This is a genomic window from Pseudomonas sp. P42 (assembly GCF_017973755.1).
Lineage (GTDB): Bacteria > Pseudomonadota > Gammaproteobacteria > Pseudomonadales > Pseudomonadaceae > Aquipseudomonas > Aquipseudomonas iridis.
In genome coordinates this window covers 91,197-104,727 of sequence record NZ_JACOPU010000010.1, presented here as the reverse complement: position 1 = coordinate 104,727, position 13,531 = coordinate 91,197, and the positions used below count along the sequence as shown (strand labels likewise).

At 50.0% G+C, this 13,531-nt stretch carries 15 protein-coding genes; 10 read left to right on the top strand and 5 right to left on the bottom strand.

Annotation, left to right across the window (positions count from 1 at the left end):
• Positions 1 to 457: phage regulatory CII family protein (locus H8B20_RS27470; RefSeq protein WP_210625199.1), on the bottom strand; the 457-nt coding region annotated here is incomplete at its 3' end.
• 319 nt (positions 458 to 776) lie between these two features.
• Complete coding sequence (locus H8B20_RS27465) at positions 777 to 1,034, bottom strand: hypothetical protein (RefSeq protein ID WP_210625198.1); 258 nt, start codon at positions 1,032 to 1,034, stop codon at positions 777 to 779.
• Between the two features lie 76 nt (positions 1,035 to 1,110).
• Here H8B20_RS27465 and H8B20_RS27460 point away from each other — a divergent pair, with 76 nt between their 5' ends.
• The 7 genes from H8B20_RS27460 to H8B20_RS27430 all read left to right on the top strand — a co-directional run bounded on the left by H8B20_RS27460 (position 1,111) and on the right by H8B20_RS27430 (position 4,796).
• On the top strand, positions 1,111 to 1,833 hold the full coding sequence (locus H8B20_RS27460; protein WP_210625197.1) for a LexA family protein: 723 nt from the start codon (positions 1,111 to 1,113) through the stop codon (positions 1,831 to 1,833).
• Between the two features lie 272 nt (positions 1,834 to 2,105).
• Entirely contained in the window at positions 2,106 to 2,696 is a 591-nt protein-coding gene (locus tag H8B20_RS27455; protein ID WP_210625196.1) for a hypothetical protein, read from the top strand.
• A 10-nt stretch (positions 2,697 to 2,706) separates the two neighbouring features.
• Positions 2,707 to 2,988, top strand: a complete 282-nt coding sequence (locus H8B20_RS27450; RefSeq protein WP_210625195.1) for a phage antirepressor KilAC domain-containing protein — start codon at positions 2,707 to 2,709, stop codon at positions 2,986 to 2,988.
• Between the two features lie 25 nt (positions 2,989 to 3,013).
• Positions 3,014 to 3,154, top strand: a complete 141-nt coding sequence (locus tag H8B20_RS27445; RefSeq protein WP_170929787.1) for a hypothetical protein — start codon at positions 3,014 to 3,016, stop codon at positions 3,152 to 3,154.
• Positions 3,147 to 3,503 (top strand): pyocin activator PrtN family protein, encoded by a 357-nt coding sequence (locus H8B20_RS27440; RefSeq protein ID WP_210625194.1) that lies wholly within the window; start codon positions 3,147 to 3,149, stop codon positions 3,501 to 3,503. The genes H8B20_RS27445 and H8B20_RS27440 overlap by 8 nt, the downstream gene beginning before the upstream one ends.
• Positions 3,490 to 3,726, top strand: a complete 237-nt coding sequence (locus tag H8B20_RS27435) for a DUF4224 domain-containing protein (protein WP_116254740.1) — start codon at positions 3,490 to 3,492, stop codon at positions 3,724 to 3,726. The genes H8B20_RS27440 and H8B20_RS27435 overlap by 14 nt, the downstream gene beginning before the upstream one ends.
• 2 nt (positions 3,727 to 3,728) lie before the next feature.
• The gene (locus H8B20_RS27430; protein WP_210625193.1) at positions 3,729 to 4,796 is read left to right on the top strand and encodes a tyrosine-type recombinase/integrase; all 1,068 of its coding nucleotides are present in this window, start codon (positions 3,729 to 3,731) and stop codon (positions 4,794 to 4,796) included.
• 453 nt (positions 4,797 to 5,249) lie between these two features.
• Here the strand turns inward: H8B20_RS27430 and H8B20_RS27425 are convergent, their stop codons facing one another.
• A complete protein-coding gene (locus H8B20_RS27425) occupies positions 5,250 to 5,966 on the bottom strand; it encodes a GNAT family N-acetyltransferase (protein ID WP_210625192.1) in 717 nt (238 codons plus the stop codon).
• Between the two features lie 722 nt (positions 5,967 to 6,688).
• Between H8B20_RS27425 and H8B20_RS27420 the strand changes: the two genes are divergently transcribed.
• On the top strand, positions 6,689 to 8,356 hold the full coding sequence (locus tag H8B20_RS27420; RefSeq protein WP_210625191.1) for a hypothetical protein: 1,668 nt from the start codon (positions 6,689 to 6,691) through the stop codon (positions 8,354 to 8,356).
• Positions 8,357 to 8,783: 427 nt separating this feature from the next.
• Here H8B20_RS27420 and H8B20_RS28170 read toward each other — a convergent pair whose 3' ends face one another.
• Together H8B20_RS28170 and mauJ are read right to left on the bottom strand one after the other, a co-directional pair.
• Complete coding sequence (locus H8B20_RS28170; protein ID WP_210625190.1) at positions 8,784 to 10,448, bottom strand: ATP-dependent nuclease; 1,665 nt, start codon at positions 10,446 to 10,448, stop codon at positions 8,784 to 8,786.
• 91 nt (positions 10,449 to 10,539) lie between these two features.
• Positions 10,540 to 11,892 (bottom strand): methylamine utilization protein MauJ, encoded by a 1,353-nt coding sequence (gene mauJ, locus H8B20_RS27410; RefSeq protein WP_163004744.1) that lies wholly within the window; start codon positions 11,890 to 11,892, stop codon positions 10,540 to 10,542.
• Positions 11,893 to 12,733: 841 nt separating this feature from the next.
• Between mauJ and H8B20_RS27405 the strand changes: the two genes are divergently transcribed.
• A complete protein-coding gene (locus H8B20_RS27405) occupies positions 12,734 to 12,943 on the top strand; it encodes a hypothetical protein (RefSeq protein WP_210625189.1) in 210 nt (69 codons plus the stop codon).
• A gap of 308 nt (positions 12,944 to 13,251) precedes the next feature.
• Positions 13,252 to 13,470, top strand: coding sequence for a hypothetical protein (locus H8B20_RS27400; RefSeq protein WP_200614522.1), 219 nt, complete (start codon positions 13,252 to 13,254; stop codon positions 13,468 to 13,470).
• Positions 13,471 to 13,531: the final 61 nt, after the last annotated feature.

Here is a 13,531-nt window from a genome sequence, read left to right as displayed (position 1 = left end):
GCAGCCCTTGAATACCCCGGAACACCTGCAGGCGAATCGCAGCGAGTTCCTGATCAGTCACCACGCCGTCGCCGATGCTCTTGGCCCAGGTCTCGGCCAGATCAGCGACCTGGCGGAAGTATTCGGCGATACCCGTGGTGAGGGTCTCGGGCATATCGTTGGTGTAGGTGTCGGCCAGTTCCTGCCAGATCGTGTCACCGACCAGCGCATGCACCGCATCGAGAATGCGGCGATCCTTGGTCAGTTCGAGGATCTCGCCGAATTCCTGAATGTTGATGGAGTGACTCGGGTGGGTTGGCGACAGCTTGTGCTGCAGCGTGGTCGGGTTGCGGCCCGTAGTCGCGGCGATGGCAGCGGCGCCGCCCGGGTAATCGCGAGCGGCGTGGTACAGCGCTAAATCGAGCGGCAGGATTTCCCGCTGCGCCCGTTCCACAGAACTGAGAGCAATTCGGCTCATGGCATTAATCCTAAAAGTTGCCAGTGCCGCGCGACAGAAGTTGGTGATACATTTGCCGCGTGGCTTGGTATGGCCCAAACGCCGGGAACCCTTGCAGGGGATAACCGGCACCGTGCCGGGGCGAACAATCCGTTGTTCACCCCTGGCGCAACAGCTGCCAGCTCTGTGGTAAGAACGGCAGCAACACCAAGGCTTCCGAGCCTTGGAAACGCGATGAAAGTCGGCGGCATGTGGTGTGCTCGCCTTCCGACATCGCGACCCGACTGCATTGTGGTGATGCTGCCGGGAGGAACTGGGCGACCTTTGGGTCGCCTTTTTTCTATGCAGCTTTCTGCGGTGAAGATTTTCCAAGCAGCCAATCGGCGTCGAATGGGTTTCCTTTTTCTCGAGCAGCCGCAGCAAGCAATTTCGCGTACTCCGTTTCACCTGTGTAGTCCGTGCGTGGTAACGAAGCTGCTAGCCTCCACTTGTTGAGTGCTTGATAACTGCGTCCACACACACGTGCTGCTGCTCCAATACCGCCTACTGCCTCAAAGGCGAAGGCAATGGCATTAGGGAAATTCTGTGGTTTGAGCATGAATGCCTCCTTTCAACTGTCGGTTGATAATAATGTTCAACTGACAGATTAGCAACCATTATGTGACTATCAACCTATGATTGATAAAGAATCCGAAAGAGTTATGTTTGCTGAGCGGCTTAACACTGCACTGGACGCCAATGGTGTTCGCCAGCGTGGCCGAGGGGCAGACATCATCAAACAGCTCAGCTCCAAGGGCGTGGTTAAGACCGCCCAAGCCGTCAGCAAATGGCTTAACGGGGCGGCTATTCCTGAAATCGATAGCTTGACGGCGCTATCTGCTTGGCTCGGCGTGCGCAGAGAATGGCTTGAGCATGGGGTCATGCCAGTTTTTCCTCATGAAGCAGGCAATCAGCAAGTAGCGCAGGACGAGAACGTTATTGCCTTGACATCAAGCATGAACAAAGTGCCACTGATTTCATGGGTTCAAGCTGGAGCTTGGTGTGAAATTGCCCCCACCGTCGAACTGCTCCATGCCGAACAGTGGGTGCCCTGCCCGGTGAATATCAGCAGATCAGGGTATGCGCTTCGCGTTGTTGGAGACTCAATGACAAATACCGGCCCAGGTCGCAGCTACCCTGAGGGTTGCATCATTTTTGTCGACCCCGATCTCGCTGTGAACAACGGCGATCGAGTGATTGCTTCTTTGCCGAGCAGCAACGAAGCCACGTTCAAGGTCCTCGTGAAAGATGCGGGAAAGCTCTATCTGAAACCGATCAACCCGCAATACCCCATCATTGAAATGACGGACGATATGCAAATTTGTGGAAAAATCGTTGGTTCATTCACTCCCGAGTGAATGCTCAATCCCAAAATTTCACCCGATGGTTGTTGACTTAATTTAACCACTGGTTGATATTTGCCTCACTCTTTACCACGGAGCGAGGCAATACCTATGCGTACCACCGCAACCTTGCATGTCCATCCGGCATGCGTCAGCAATCGCAAACTGATCGAACAGCTGCAGCTAGCCACGGGCTGTCTGGTCGTCATCCATAACAGCAAACCAAAGCTTGTCGCCAAGTCCTGCCAACCCTCTCCTATCGATCCAAAAGGTGGAGGGCACACAGCATGATCAAGTACAAGATCGACAACCGCACCCTGCAGTTGCTCAACGCCCAGGTAAACCTGACCGAGACCTTCAACCACATCCTGCGCACAGCACCGAAGCGCGAATGCCTGGCATTCCGCCTCAAGGCTGAGCGCGGCTCAGTAGAAAGCACTTTCGTCGTGGAACTGGGCAGCGAACGCCACACGCTGACCCTGCAGAACGACAAGAAGATGCACCTAAAGCTGGCCGACTTTATTGAGGAGATTGCCAACGGTCCGTTCGACGCGAGTAACTCCAGCGACCTGGTGCATCTCCCGCATGGCGATCGTCAATACGGCCGTTTTGAGCTCCAGGACAAGCAGCGCGTATTCGAACTGGTGCACACCGGCGGTGTGCTGAGCCTCGACATGGGTTTCGAGCTTCCCCTGCATGTGGCGCTGCATCGCACCCATTCACGCCGAGGCGTCACCGCCATCTTGAGCATCGGCAACAAGAGCCCGCATACGCGCTGCTTCACTCTGTACGACCCCGATGCCGAGATCTACGCAAAGCTCATTGAGTCCATCAACCACCTTGCTGCAGCGGCCACTCCTGCTGCGCATGCTGCTTGAGGAACCGTTTATGGAACGCACCCTCGCCCAAGCAGCCGCTCAACTCAGCCTCACTCGCCCCAAACTGATCGCTCTCATGCGGGAAAAAGGTTTGCTCAGGGGAACCCTGCCGGCGAACCCGAAGCGCGACAAAGCGTACCTGCGGGTCAAGGATAGTCCCTGGTATGACGAGAAACACGGAATGCAGTACAGCCAGTCGACTCGGGTGAAGCAGGCCGGTATCCGTTGGCTGGCCGAGCAGTTGGACATCGATCTTCCTGCCATCCCGGCAGATCGCCGTGACGTGGCCTAGGGAGTACGCCCGCCAGATTGTTGCCATGCGCACACGAGAGGAGCGCAACGCCGCGCTCCTCGAAGTGCCCGAACATCTGCGCGAGCTGACTAAACGCCACTGCCTGAATGCCTGGAACCACCCGGCCCGAAAACAACTCAAGGAGGCTCGACAAGGCCATGAGTAACGCCACGCAGAATCCGCTTCGCCTTCATCCGGCGCCCGAATCGACCACCGTCGAAATGCTCTATCGCACTTTTGGGAATGTACTGATCCCACTGGAAAAAGTACGGGAAGCCTATTTTCGCAACCTGAATTCACAGCTGTTTGTGACTGAGATCTACAACGGCCGGATTCAGCTTCCGATCACCACGATCGACGCCAGTCGCAAGGCACTCAAATACGTCCACATACGGCACATGGCCTCGTTGATCGACATCCGCGCCTACAAGGCTGATGAAGACATGCAACGACAGCAGGACGAGTCCATACAAGCCGACGTGAATTCAGAAAGGAATAGCCATGGAAATTCATAGCGAAACACTTGCCGAGGACGAGCTGGTCGCAATCACCGGATATCAACGACCCTCGTTGCAACTGGACTGGCTCAATCGAAATGGCTGGAAGTACGTACTTACTGGCGCAAGAAGACCCGTTGTAGGCCGCGTATATGCCCGAATGAAGCTGTCAGGTGTAAAGCCTTCATCTGACAACATTGCGGCTGAAGCCTGGTCGCTAGATCTTTCTCGTGTGGGGTGAAAATGCGACCAAGAAAGGCAGTAAATCGCGATCTCCCCCCTCGAATGATCAGGCGAGTCAGGTCAATGAAAAATGGCTCCGAGTGGGTCGGGTACTACTACGACGGAAGGGACGCTCAGGGAAAGAGGAAGGAAATTCCTTTGGGTAGCGACTTAGATGTCGCCAAGGCGGAATGGGCAAAACTCGACTGCAAACCTATTCCACAAAAGAACACCTTGCTGGGTAAAGTTTTCGACCGATACGAGGCCGAGATCATTCCAGGGAAAAAGCCTAGAACCCAAAAGGACAACTTGCTTTCACTGACACAACTCAGAAAAGCATTCAGTGAAGCTCCGATCAATGCAGTGACACCACAGGTGATAGCGCAGTATCGCGACAAACGAACTGGAAAGGTTCGGGCAAACCGTGAAATTTCACTGCTTTCGCATATCTATAACATCGCCAGGGAATGGGGTATCACCGACAAGGAAAACCCAGCCTCAGGGGTGCGTAAGAACAAAGAGACGCCACGTGACTTTTACGCTGATGCCACGATTTGGAATGCCGTCTACGGCGTTGCCGTGCCAGAACTCAAAGACGCCATGGACTTGGCCTATCTTACTGGCCAACGCCCTGCGGATGTTCTGTCCATGCGCGCTACCGATGTCACCGACAACTTTCTGCAGGTTGCCCAGGGAAAGACCTCGAAAAAACTCCGCATCCGGCTTGATGCCGGGGAGATCATCAACGGCTTGGGTGAGCTGATAGAAAAGCTGCTCGCACAGCGGAAGGCGCGCGCAGTCCGAAACCCGTACTTGATCGTCACGGAAGACGGTCGTCGAGTGACTGCGCCAATGCTTCGTCTACGATTCGACGATGCGCGCAATATTGCAATCGCGAAAGCTCTAGAGAACGAAGATGCGCAACTCGCTTCAAGCATCCGACAGTTCCAGTTCAGGGATATCCGTCCGAAGGCAGCCAGTGAGATTGACGATCTTGGGCATGCCAGCAGACTGCTTGGTCATACAGATAAGCGCATAACAGAAACGGTTTACCGACGCGTCGGTGAGATCGTTAAACCTACCCGATGAACCCGACAATCGATTGAGTTCGTACTCGAGTTTTCTTAACCGCTGCTCTTCCTCGAAGTAAGGCTCTCGGCTGGAGGCAGGCATTCGAGACGGGCAGCTTTCGGCCAGAAGCGGACATTCCCAAGCGACCGCATACGGCCAATTGCGGCCACTGACGATGATGTCCAACAGCGGCATTACCCACTAATTAGTTTAAAGCGTTACTGAGAACTGAATCGCCCCAGGTTTCCTAGATAGCTGTTTCACAATCACTGTAAGAACAGCCCTCCAGACTAAAAGCTGAGGAGAGCGCTGAATTGTCTTCCGACTGGCTAACAGCGGGGAACCGCAGCGAAAGAGTCTAGGCTCTTCAGGAGTAAACCGGCAGCAGTACCGACCCCGAGCCTACGGCATCGGGCGGCTATTCGCCAGAAGTGGGGAAGCTCACAATCGTGGCCTCCCCTCCAGCTGGAGTTAGGCTGGCTCGGCAGCCTTAGCCTTGAACTGTGCGATGTATGCCTTCACCTCTTCTGCCCGCCGGGCTGTGTCGGCATCACGCTTCGCGTAGGCAGCGCGGGTCTCCTTGCCAAGCCTGTCGCGTACCTTCTCCTTTGCCTGTTGATAGAGTTTTTCGTTGTCCAGGTCTTCCTGAGTGTACATCCAGGTCTTTCCGCTGATAGCACCCAGGCTCATGCCGACGTGAGCACCTTGAACGTTGTCAGGCTTGAAGCCCAGCTTTTCGTAGATAGGAGCTACCTCAAGCGGACAATCCAGGCCGATGATTGGGTAGGATTGCTTCAGGATATCGAGCAGCTGGGTAAAAAGGCCTTTGCCTCGATAGTCTGGATGCACGGCAGCATAGCCAATAGTTGCCACGCCCTGGGTGAACAGCCGCGGCGTGTATTGGAGGAACCCGGCGAGTACTGGCTCTTCTGGCTCATCGTCGATGGCAACGATGACTCCTACTTTTAACTCGACCAGTTGCCGGTCATAGACTTCTCGTGCGCCAGCACCGATCATCTTGAGCTTCATAGCGAGCAGTATCTCAACCTCAGCTTGAGCCAGCGGAAGCAAAGGGCTGTCAAAGGTGATGTGTTGACCAACCATTGCAGGTGCCTCGGACACCGCGAGGCGAACACACTCACTGATCACGCGAGGGTTCGTTCCTTCGGTTTGATGCAAGAATTCCATTGAGTACCTCACTGTTGGATCGATGTTGGGGTTAGGCTTTATACCAACCAATGGGCCACCTAGTCTTGTTAGAAGTCACAGTCCTGGAAAGGGAAAGAAGTGTGTACGCCGTAGGCCCTTTCGGAGACACCGCCTGGCCGTTGCCTCTGACGCGCGCCAAACCGGGCTCCTCGGATCCATTGGGAACGCCCTCTGCAGACTGCACATTTTGCACAGCCGAGCTACTGTCACGCCCAGGTTGTGGGATCAGCCGACGCCTGTCCTCGACGACAGGCAAAAGCGGGCAATATTCGGTCCACCCCGACCGGCTGCAAAGGGTCGTTTTCCGCCTATCGCGAAAGGCAGAAAACGGCCAAAAGCGGACGTCGGCAAGCTACCGCTGTCGGCCAGCAGTAGACTTTCAAGCCTACAAGTGCGCTCGCCTCGCTCGACCTATCTCATCTTTGAACGGAAATGTGCTACAACGTTTTTGTACCCATTGAGGACTCACCAAGAGATGACTTGCAAATACATAGCTCTAATTTGGATTTGTGGAGCAAGCAGGCCAATTCATTGATGGAGCAAAACAAATATCAGCTTTCTGACCGGATTAATTATACGCGCAGAGACCAGCTTTTATGTGAGCTACTGCGAGAAACAATTTAAGCGTTAGCAAATTGCCGGCGTCAAGAGCGTCGCTCTACAAGGTCATCAAAAGTAAGAACAATAAAGAGCTGGTTATAATGAAAGGAAATTCGACTAAAGCTGTAAAATCTAAAAAATCAACAAAAAAAGAGGAAAAAAAAGTAAGGGATGATTTCCTACAGTCGATTAAAAACCAGCTTCGTGAAATGTGCGGCGGTATATGCTCCAACCCTGACTGCAGGGTTTACACCTTTGGGCCTACAATGGAGAAAAGGAGCGGCTATTCAAGCATAGGGGTTGCTGCACACATTACAGCTGCCGCTCCCGGCGCCGGCGCACGCCGCTATAATGCCGATATGACGGCGGATGAACGTAGTGCAGCGGCTAACGGTATCTGGCTGTGTCAATCATGCTCGAAGCTCATTGATACCGATGAAGCGCGATTTCCAATTGAGCTGCTTAAGCAGTGGAAATTTGTAGCTGAGAAGCGTGCTATGGAGTTAATAGGCAAGACCTCCATAGGACCTGACGAGTTACAGCAAAAGCTGGTCGAGGCTGTCGCCAGCGCTTCCCAGCTTGCTTACACTAGCATGGGGAACTTTGGCAAGGCGCCTCTTTCTGGGTTTGTGCGTGGATATGAGAACTACCTCAGCCAGCTCGATCCGCGCTTCGTTGTAAAAACTACGGCTAAAAATGATCACCTATCTCATGAAATCAGTGTAAAGCCAGGTGAAAGTGCGAAAATAAAAATCAGATTTAAAAATGATGACATAGCCCGTGAAGCCAACCAAAAATGGAAATACTTTCTAGAAACGGGAGAGGGTATTGAGCTTAATACCAACGAGTTTGAGTTTGTTGGCTCTGCTCTGTTTGAAATTATCAACCAAACGAAGAATGATGGGGTATTTGTTTTAGAGCCGCATAAGACTGCTGTACCGTCCACCCTATATCTTAGATCTCTAATACATGATACTGAGTTTGAGTTGGCATCATTTGACTCCTACCACCATTCCGCCGGCGAAAAGCTTTTCATTGTCGGAGATTGTCTTGGTGGATTACTTAGCCAAAAGTGCACCTATAATACAGAAACCCTTAATCTAAAAATTGATTATAACTTTAACCCTGAGAAGTGGATTGGTTCAAAATTTTCAAATATCGATCACTTGCCTAAACTCCTAAAAGCAGTAAATTTTCTTAAACGTGACGTACAATCAAGGGTGGTCGTTGAGTTTAATGTCAATGGCAATGTTTTGTCGTTTGGCGAGAGCACTGATCATGACTTCTTTCCATTGTATGAATTCCTTGCTCATGTTGTGCAATTAATAGATAGAGCAAGGACTATTGCCGCTGCAGTTGATAGTGAGCTGAGAGTTTTAAGCCTCGACGTATCTCCGCACGACGAAAGGCTTGTCAACATTTACAGTGAGATATTAAGAAATAACCATGTAGAAAGACAACCGCTTGGAAAAGAAATTCTTACAGCATCTGTTTTAAAAATTGGAGAAGAAACCGTTAAAGCAATGAATGACAGTGGACTCGCCTCCTATCTTAAAATCAAAGAGCGCTGCGGTGAGGATTTTAATCTATTGGGCAATTTGGTGACGCCACCTATATTCCAAAGCGTTCTAAACGGATTTGAGGCAGCGTTCTTCACTGATCTAGATTCTTCATCAGGTAAAGAGCTTGGTATTAAGGTTTATGCTATTGAAGGCACAACTATAACGCACAGCATTGAAGGCAAAGAATTCAGGTTGTTAAACGGCTAGTACTGCAAAATTATGAGATAATCAGATTAGATATGGTATTTTTTATATCATTAGAAATGCTGATTATGCTGCCTTGGCACTGGCGTTTTGCCAGTAAAACATTGTGATATCTCAGCGTTGCGTTCTTCAATCTCCATTGCCCGCGAATGACCATTTTGACCGGAAACAGCCGTCAGTGGGCGGAAGCTTCCGGCCAAAAGCGGTCACTCCGCCTCCCCTACGAGAACAGGGGTTTCAGTAGTCGATGTAGGGGACACAAAGTGCGCCCCCCTGTAATTCCTCATTCCTAGGGCTCGTAACTGTATTGCCACAGCGGCCACCGCCTGTCCCATGCTGGCCTTGTTGGGTAAAGATCGCTTTCCAGCGCGGCCCAGAGGAACTGGTCTGATCTTATAGCGTCCAAAATGTCCATACATTAAGAATTCATTCAACTATTCCAGATCATTAAGCGATTAATTATTGCCGTCATTTCCGTGGACAATTCCGGTCTAAATGACAGATTCTCCTTGGAGAAAGCCTCACTAAATTTTACCGCCTTATGATGTTTGTCTGTGAATTCAGCGGCGCGGGAAAGATCATTACTCCTTAGATAGTCCTGAACGTACTCATACTCGCCAATTTGAGGCAAGCCAGACTTCCCATAAACCGACTCAAAACATTCCTTGGGAATATAATTTTCAATTTCTCGACATCGCGTGACCCAAACATACCCACGATCATTAGCAACATTTGAAAGAAGCTCTGTTACCCTGGTCTTCAATTTACCATTTTTGTTTTTTCTATCACTGTCACACGCAAAAATAAAATTTCTATTTATTTTTATTGCGCTAACCGCCTCCTGCAAATCCACCTCTGGAGTACTAGCATCTATATGAGCCAGCACACTACCGCCATAGTAAATAAACTGATAATGATGCCCCTCCTTGTAAGCCCCCTCACCCCACAAATCAATAAATTTATTCAAATAAATTCTATCTGACGGCCCTTCTACCCAAATGATGCCATTCGCCTGGAGTATGTCACTGGCTTTGGCACCTAAATCGTCTAAAATGGAATATCCGCGATTTAAGTCATCCAGAATTATACCAAGAACGTCTCCACTCTGCTTTTTCACATGGAGAATCTGCGCATCATTTTCACCATGAAAAAGGTCAATTGCTACCTGTGAGTGTGTAGTCAAAAAAATATGGCAATTCTTCGATTGCGCATAATCCAATAGAAATGAAAACAAGTTTCTTTGTAACGAAGGATGCAAATTATTCTCCAACTCTTCAAATGAAAAGATATAATTTGCAATCTCTTTTTTCTCAAAGTCGGGGCGCACCAAGAGGTTAAGCAACGTTAGTATAACAGTCTTCAGCCCGCTGCCCGAGGCTGAAAGTGGAACAAGACCCTTCCCTTCCTCGCCAAGATAAATTTCCCATGTATTATTATCGGAATGATGCTGCACGACCATTTCTGAAAATACAGCATCAGGCGTAAAAATCACATTTAACGCGGTAAGTAGTCTGACCTGAATCAGGTCCCTATCAAGATTAGAGCTATTTATATAACTCTGAACAATATTTGTGGCTCCCTCGCCGTTACTTTTCAGTGCAAGCTCATGTATATATGGCTCCTTGACAAGATCCCTATCTGCATCAAGCCGAACATGTCGCAAATTCCTACGTTTACTCGCTGCTACAACGTTGCCAATCCGCGATATTTCACCTGATAATAAACTTCCCTCGTACCCCTCAATCCTGAGCACTTCTACATCTCTGCCCGGCTCCCTCCATACAACACGCTTATCGATAAAATTCTGTCCATGCCCTCGCCAGTGATTGTTAGGTAAATCTCCACCTGCTGTATTATTACTAAAATATGGCTGCAACTCGGCCTCGGTTAATACCTCGCCAAATTCAATGTTTCTACCAATTTCATTTTCAACTCCACGCTCCCTGAACATATGGTCCACAGCAGCAATAAGGCTCGACTTGCCTATATTGTTCTTGCCAACTATCACATTAACTGGCTTGATCACCAAAAAGCCAGCCCCGTCTTCTTTAAAACCTCTATAATTCCGAACCCAAAAACTAGTATTAATAGTCACAATTTACCTAGCCTATCCTTGAAATTAACGTGACAAACCAGAAAAGGGGGCTGATCTATTTTCTAAAAATAGATCAGCCCCCATCCTTTAACTACTGTGGTTGCTCTGTTGCCGCGGCACCACTCTTAGTGGCTGCCTCCGCCCTGAAATTTTCGAGAGTCTGCTTGATGGCCTCTTCTGGATCGGGCGGAATAATATTTACTGGAATTACAACTTCACAATCTATTGGCTCAAGCTTGCCACTAGTTAGTTCGGCAATACCATTTCCAAGCACCTTGTAAAAAAAAGTAGCGTAAGCCAATACATCTTGCTCATCAGGCTCCTCTGTTCCCCAGAGTAGGCCGCCATCCTCAAGATTGGTGTGTGCTTTCCCACTCCTAAAATCCAAAAAGAATACAAGAAGAATGGTCTTGCGCTCGTTTAATAGGACGATCTTTACAACGCCATCCTTAATAGTATCAACGTGTAGAGTCATGCTCTCGAGGCCGCGAATTGGGCCATCCGGCCACAAGCCGACGGATACTTCCTGCCCCTGCAACTGGCCGCAGTCAGTTGTCGTTCCGCCCTTTTCGAGCAGACGAAAGGTATCTTCTGCCAGAAGCGTACTCCATGGTAAGAGCCTATTACGTGAACGATAGAGAGACCTTGAGTCAGGAATTTTTAGCTCGTCCCGGATAAACATACGGGCGAGCTCCTCTACTATCACCAAGTCATCCTGGAGTCGCTTTCGATCGCTGGGTATATCCGGGTCTACGATTTCCCCATCAAGTGAGGCATGCGCAATAGCGCAACGACCGCTTTGAAAAAGATGTACCCCAACGTCTTTCCCAGCATTTTTCAGTTCTGCAACACGCTTGGATGCATCACCCGACAAGCGCTCGATAGCGTCATTTATCCAGGCAACTTTTCTCTTGGGATTGGAGAATTGGGACTCAACGACCTTATAGAAACTAAGGAAAGCGTAACTAGCGTGTACCCCCCTAAGTCGCTGTCCTTCTCTCCAAAAGGCTAATGCCCTACGAGTGCTGTCACATTCTATGACAGGCATGTGATTACAGCTGAATGATTTTTTGCCAAAAATGCCCAAAGATGAATATACGGTTTGAGGATCTCCATACAGGCATGGATGCGTTCCCCACACATACCCAGAAACATCCACATACCCGCAGAGATACCAACTTAGTATGGAGGTGAATCGGTATATCTTTGAGATAGCATCATCTGGATTATCTCCTACGCAGGCAATAGTTATCCCGGGAGGAGACGGTTTTCCATCCCTTTCTGAGCCTCTTAGAAAGTATTCGTCTCCGGCGTACTCAATGCAGACGTCGTGTGATGGCCAAGTAATCGAAGATGCAACGCCTGCGGTTAGCCAACCGAGCCGGCTTCTGAGCTTTCGATCTACCTCTTCACCAAATGTATGCTTAGCGTAAGGCGTCATCATTGACGTTGCTCCCTGCTAATTTTACGGCCGAACTACAAGTAGGTGACACATGTGTTGTGACGTTGTCCGCAACTTGTTTCGCGTTCCATTCGTTTTCCATGCGCCCCCCAGGACAAATTGATTTGACTGCTAGAAACACGGCATAGGTAAAGGAGAATCGACAGGCTCAGGCTTGAGATTACGAAGCCTTCGGCAATATGTCTATGGTCGGTATCGGGGACAAGTGTCGTCGTCCGCGTCTGCTTCTGGCCGAACGCGGGCTTGGTGCAAACGTCCGCTATTGGCCGTCAGCGGTCGGTTGCAAATTCCGCTTATGGCCGTTATCTACCTGTCAAGGCTGACCAGGCTGGGTGCAAATTTTCACTTCAAATGAAAGTCACTTTTCATCAAGCGCAGTCTCTCGGTTGCAGCTATGGAATTTTGGGCGATCATGAGCCAACCATGAACGCTAAATAACCGGCCAAATTCGTTTCCGCAAGTAACTCACTACCCCTTGATTTCAGAGCCCTACAGAGCATTGACGAATGCGGCTTCGCGGAAACGAATACAGCTTAACTTATTGAAATATAAGGACTAATCTTCGGACTTGAAAACCGTCGACTGTAACAGGTCCATGAGTTCGAATCCCATCGCCTCCGCCATATTTGTACCGACAAAGCCCTGATTATTCAGGGCTTTGTCGTTTCTGAGATCTGAGATTTTTGCGGCTTTTTCCGATGCGTTACAAAACTTTTTGCAACGCGTTACAAAACTCCCCCCTCTCCGGCGTCCTGCCGATCGTTAAAAAACTCTTCATGTAACACGGTGCTACGCTGGTTCTTTGGCTACCAAGGAAACCAAAATGCCCAACTCAGACCTGCTCCCTTCCCTGCTCTTCAAGATCAACGAAAACCAACTCGCCCTCGAAGCCGCCATCATGGAGCTATCGAATTGGGTTGAGCAGCGAGGGTCGGCCGATGTCGCCGAGAACGTCCGGGGCGCCCTCTGGGCAATAGACAAGAACGAGGAATTCATCGAGATGACGCTTGCGGTTTTGATGACACCCGAGTGACCGTTATCGGCCGATAATGTAAAGCAGATAGCAATGGAGCTAGCTGGGTGTGCACTTGGAGGTGGGCTACAGGCCCTCAAAGGTAGCGAGTTCGAGTCTCTCCTTCACCGCCAAACTCTAAAAACGCAACCCCCTTATTTTTCTAGAGAAAGTCGGGGGGTTGTGGTTTTTGACGTTTGTAGAATGGCAACATGGGATAGATGCGGCATTTTAGGGCGGAAATAGCCCTCAATAAATGATTGCTTGGGCTAATCTGTCCTGGCGGGACGAATGAGGCTTTACGAACCTTTCGCTCAAGGATGATCCACATGCCAAGTTATTCAGACGGCAACATCGCCACTGCTGATGCGTTGACGTTGCTCTTGCACAACCAGCATGCTCTCGGTGCGGCGATTGAAGAGATTACCAACTGGATTTCAGGGGCTGGTGCAGACAATGTTGCTGATAACGCAATTGCAGCTCTGGAAACCCTGGACACGAATGCAAAAGCGATTACGGATGCGATTATGCGGTTACGGAGTTGTTAGCGAGTCGCGTCAAGGCACCAACCGTGCCGACTTTTTAATTACACGGGTAACTAAAAAGAGC